The following is a 4371-nucleotide window of genomic DNA, read 5'->3' as shown; positions in this document are numbered from 1 at the left end:
GCTGTAAGTTTTTAGACAAAAACGTGAACAAGGTTCTTGCTTCGATTCGGTTTCAGACTCGATCTGTTACGAAACTTGTTCTCGTTTCTGTCTATTTCCTGACAGCCCCGACGAAGCAATCCAGACTTGCTTTGTGCCCCTGGATTGCTTCGCTTCGCTCGCAATGACGAAGAAAGCCGAGGCCCGTGATACGGGGCAGGAATACACGCGGACCGCATGCAATTCGCACTCAACGACGACCAGATCGCGCTGCGTGACATGGCGCGCTCTTTTGCCGCGGAGAAGATCGCGCCGCATGCGCTGCGGTGGGACGAGGAGAAGCACTTTCCTATCGACGTGATGCGCGAGGCCGCTGCGCTCGGAATGGGCGGCATCTACATCCGCGACGATGTCGGTGGTTCGGGCCTCAGTCGTCTCGACGCCGCGCTGATCTTCGAGGCGCTGGCGACGGGTTGCCCGACCGTCTCAGCCTTCATTTCCATCCACAACATGGCCGCGTGGATGATCGACACGTTTGGTACCGAGGCGCAGCGGCAGATGTACCTGCCGAAGCTCTGCACCATGGAGCTGATCGCGAGCTACTGCCTGACCGAACCCGGCGCCGGCTCCGATGCGGCGGCGCTGCGCACCCGCGCGGTACGTGACGGTGACCATTATGTGCTGAACGGGCAGAAACAGTTCATTTCGGGCGCAGGGGCCACGGGCCTTTTGGTCGCGATGGTGCGCACCGGCGGCGAGGGCGCGGGCGGCATTTCCACATTGGTGATCCCTGCCAACACGCCGGGCGTCTCGTTCGGCGCCAATGAACGCAAGATGGGTTGGAATGCGCAGCCGACCCGCGCGGTGATCTTCGAGAATGCGCGCGTGCCGGTCGCCAATCGCCTGGGCGAGGAGGGCATCGGCTTCAAAATCGCGATGGCCGGGCTCGACGGTGGCCGCCTCAACATCACCGCCTGTTCGCTCGGCGGCGCTCAGGCGGCGCTCGACAAGTCGCTGGCCTATACCAAAGAGCGGAAAGCGTTCGGCAAGCGGCTCGACGAATTCCAGGCGCTGCAATTCCGCCTCGCCGACATGGCGATCGAACTGGAAGCGGCGCGCACCTTCGTCTGGCGCGCAGCTGCCGCGCTCGACCGCAAGGAGCCTGACGCCACGATGCTGTGCGCCATGGCCAAGCGGTTCGGCACCGATGTCGGCTTCGAAGTTGCCAACCAGGCGCTGCAGCTGCATGGCGGCTATGGCTATTTGAGCGAATACGGCATCGAGAAGATCGTGCGCGATTTGCGCGTGCACCAGATCCTCGAGGGCACCAATGAGATCATGCGGCTGATCGTGTCGCGCAAGCTGATCGAGGACGCGCGATGACCGAGATGGCTGCGGCCGAGGGCGATTTAATCGTCCGCCGCGAGGGCGCGGCCGGCATCATCAGGCTCAATCGACCCAGGGCGATCAACGCCATGACCCTGGAGATGTCGCTTGGCATCGACGCGGCGCTCGGCCGGTTCGAGGCCGATCCTGAGGTGACGGTGGTGCTGCTGGAAGGCGCCGGCGAGCGCGGCCTTTGCGCCGGCGGCGACATCCGCGGGCTCTATGAGAGCTCGAAGGAAGGCGGCGACCTCGGCAAGGTGTTCTGGCGCCAGGAATACATCATGAACGCGCGCATCGCCGCGTTCCCGAAACCTTATGTCGCCTACATGGATGGCCTGGTGATGGGCGGCGGCGTCGGTCTCTCCGCGCATGGCCGGCACCGCATCGTCACCGAACGCACCAAGCTCGCAATGCCTGAAGTGGGGCTCGGCTTCTTCCCTGATGTCGGTGGCACCTGGCTGTTGTCGCGCTCGCCCGGCGAACTCGGTGCTTACCTTGGCCTGACTGGCGTGACCATGAACGGTCCCGACGCGGTCCACGCGCGCTTCGCCGATGCCGTGGTGTCGACGGCAAAGTGGCCTGACCTGCGCGAGGCGCTGACCAAGGTCCGCCCCGGCACGCCGTCGAGCGAGGTCGCGCGGCTGATCGACGGCTTTGCCACCGGCGAGACCGCGGGTCCGGTCGCGGCACAGCAGGACAAGATCGACGCCTGGTTCGCCCATGACAACATGCACGACATCATCGCCGCGCTGAAGCAAGACGGCTCGGAGCAGGCAGCCGCGACCTTGAAGGCGCTGAACGAGAAATCGCCGCGCGGCATGGTAGTGACGCTCACGCTGCTGCGGCTGGCGCGGGGCGCCACCTCGCTCGAACAATGCCTGGTCCGGGAATATCGCGCCGCGCTGGAAGTGTTCCGCAGCGATGATTTTCGCGAGGGCGTGCGCGCCGCGATCATCGACAAGGACCGCAGCCCGAAATGGTCGCCACCCGACATCGATGACGTGACACCGGCGATGCTGGCGCCATATCTTGCCGAGATCGGCGCGGACGAGCTGACATTCCCGCCAAGTAAATAACAGGACGTCCGAGGGGAGAACAACAACATGGCAACGATCGCATTCATCGGCCTCGGCAATATGGGCGGGCCGATGGCCGCCAATCTGGTCAAGGCCGGCCACAAGGTGGTCGCGTTCGATCTGGCCGAGACGTCGCGCGCGCAGGCCAAAAGCGACGGGGCTGATATCGCTGACAGCGCCACGGCAGCCGTAAAGGGTGCCGAGATCGTGGTGACGATGTTGCCGGCCGGCAAGCATGTGCTCGCGGTCTGGAACGAGGTCGTGCCGGTGATGGCTGAGGGAGCGCTGATCATCGATTCATCCACCATCGACGTCGAGAGCGCGCGGGCCGCGCATGCGCTGGCTGCCAAGCACGGCATTGCCTCTGTGGATGCGCCGGTGTCCGGCGGCACCGCCGGCGCCAAGGCCGCGACGCTGACCTTCATGTGCGGCGGCGAGGAGGGCGCATTCGCGACCGCCAAGCCGGTGCTGGAAAAGATGGGCAAGAAGATCGTGCATTGCGGCGGCGCCGGCGCTGGCCAAGCTGCCAAGATCTGCAACAACATGATCCTCGGCATTTCCATGATCGCAGTCGGAGAGGCCTTTGCGCTCGGCGAGAAGCTCGGCCTGTCGCATCAGGCGTTGTTCGATGTCGCTTCGACCTCGTCGGGCCAGTGCTGGTCGCTGACATCCTATTGCCCGGTGCCGGGACCGGTACCGGCCTCGCCGGCGAACAACGGCTACAAGCCCGGCTTCGCCACCGCCTTGATGCTGAAGGATCTGACGCTGTCGCAGGACGCGGCGAAGGCGGCGGGTGCCGCGACGCCGCTCGGCCGGCATGCGCAAGAGATCTACAAGTCGTTCGACACGGCCGGGAATGGCGGGGTGGATTTTTCGGGCATCATCGAGCATGTCCGCAAGCTCGCGGGGGAGTAGCAATGACGACATTCCAGGAGGCGCGGACCTTTCTGCTGAACCATCGCTCGGACTACGAGTCCGCCGTCAAGGGCTTCCGCTGGCCGGAGCCGGTCCCGTTTAATTGGGCGCTGGATTGGTTCGATGCCGAACTGGCGAGCAATCCTGATAGCCGCGATCGGCCCGCGCTATGGATCGTCGATGCCGCGCAGAACCGCGAGACCAAGCTCTCGTTCGCGACGCTGTCGCGCCGTTCCAATCAGGTCGCGAACTTCCTGCGCGCGCAGGGCCTGAAGCGCGGCGATCATCTGTTGCTGCTGCTCGGCAATGTGGTGCCGCTGTGGGAGACCATGCTGGCAGCGATCAAGCTCGGCGTCGTCGTGATCCCCGCGACCACGCTTTTGACGGCGGAGGAATTGCGCGACCGGCTCGATCGCGGCCGCGCCAAGGCTGTCATCGCGGCGCAGGACCAGATCGCAAAATTTGCCAGCCTCGGCGCTGATGGTCTGACGCGGATCGTGGTCGGTACGGCCACAGATGGCTGGCTGCCGTTCGATCAGTCCGCGAGCGCATCGGAAGAGTTTACGCCCGACGGCCCGACCAAGGCCGACGATCCGATGCTGCTCTATTTCACCTCGGGTACGACGGCCAAGCCCAAGCTGGTGCGGCACAGCCAGCGCAGCTATCCGGTCGGGCATCTCTCGACCATGTACTGGCTCGGCCTGCAGCCCGGCGATGTCCATCTCAACATCTCCTCGCCTGGCTGGGCCAAGCATGCCTGGAGCTGCTTCTTCGCGCCGTGGAATGCCGGCGCCACCGTGTTCGTGGCCAACCAGCCGCGCTTCGACGCCAAGGGGCTGCTCGCGATCATCGGCCGTTGCGGCGTCACCACGCTGTGCGCGCCGCCGACCGTCTGGCGGCTGTTCATCCAAGAGCGCTTGTCTGACTTCAAGGTCAGCTTGCGCGAGGTCTGCGGCGCCGGCGAGCCGCTCAATCCCGAAGTGATCGACCAGGTCCGTAGCGCCTGGGGCCTGAC

4 protein-coding genes are annotated in these 4371 nt (G+C 64.8%); all 4 read left to right on the top strand.

Translation table 11 applies throughout. The annotated features are described in order from the left end of the window. The first annotated feature begins 216 nt into the window (after positions 1-216). Positions 217-1362: an isobutyryl-CoA dehydrogenase gene (locus WA702_RS29310; RefSeq protein ID WP_425114027.1), complete on the top strand. Its 1146-nt coding sequence runs from the start codon at positions 217-219 to the stop codon at positions 1360-1362. A 5-nt stretch (positions 1363-1367) separates the two neighbouring features. Then, a complete protein-coding gene (locus tag WA702_RS29305; protein ID WP_425114028.1) occupies positions 1368-2441 on the top strand; it encodes an enoyl-CoA hydratase/isomerase family protein in 1074 nt (357 codons plus the stop codon). A 27-nt stretch (positions 2442-2468) separates the two neighbouring features. After that, positions 2469-3356 (top strand): 3-hydroxyisobutyrate dehydrogenase, encoded by an 888-nt coding sequence (gene mmsB, locus WA702_RS29300; RefSeq protein ID WP_425114026.1) that lies wholly within the window; start codon positions 2469-2471, stop codon positions 3354-3356. A gap of 2 nt (positions 3357-3358) precedes the next feature. After that, on the top strand, positions 3359-4371 hold a 1013-nt coding region (locus WA702_RS29295), incomplete at its 3' end, for an AMP-binding protein (RefSeq protein WP_425114025.1).

This window comes from Bradyrhizobium sp. (genome assembly GCF_049798375.1).
Taxonomy (GTDB): domain Bacteria; phylum Pseudomonadota; class Alphaproteobacteria; order Rhizobiales; family Xanthobacteraceae; genus Bradyrhizobium.
Note: the sequence above shows the minus strand (reverse complement) of the source record. Positions and strands in the feature narration are given on the sequence as shown.

Coding starts and splice junctions, on each gene's coding strand:
- mmsB (WP_425114026.1), top strand. CDS start 2,469: ATGGCAACGATCGCATTCATCGGCCTCGGCAATATGGGCGGGCCGATG.
- WA702_RS29305 (WP_425114028.1), top strand. CDS start 1,368: ATGGCTGCGGCCGAGGGCGATTTAATCGTCCGCCGCGAGGGCGCGGCC.
- WA702_RS29310 (WP_425114027.1), top strand. CDS start 217: ATGCAATTCGCACTCAACGACGACCAGATCGCGCTGCGTGACATGGCG.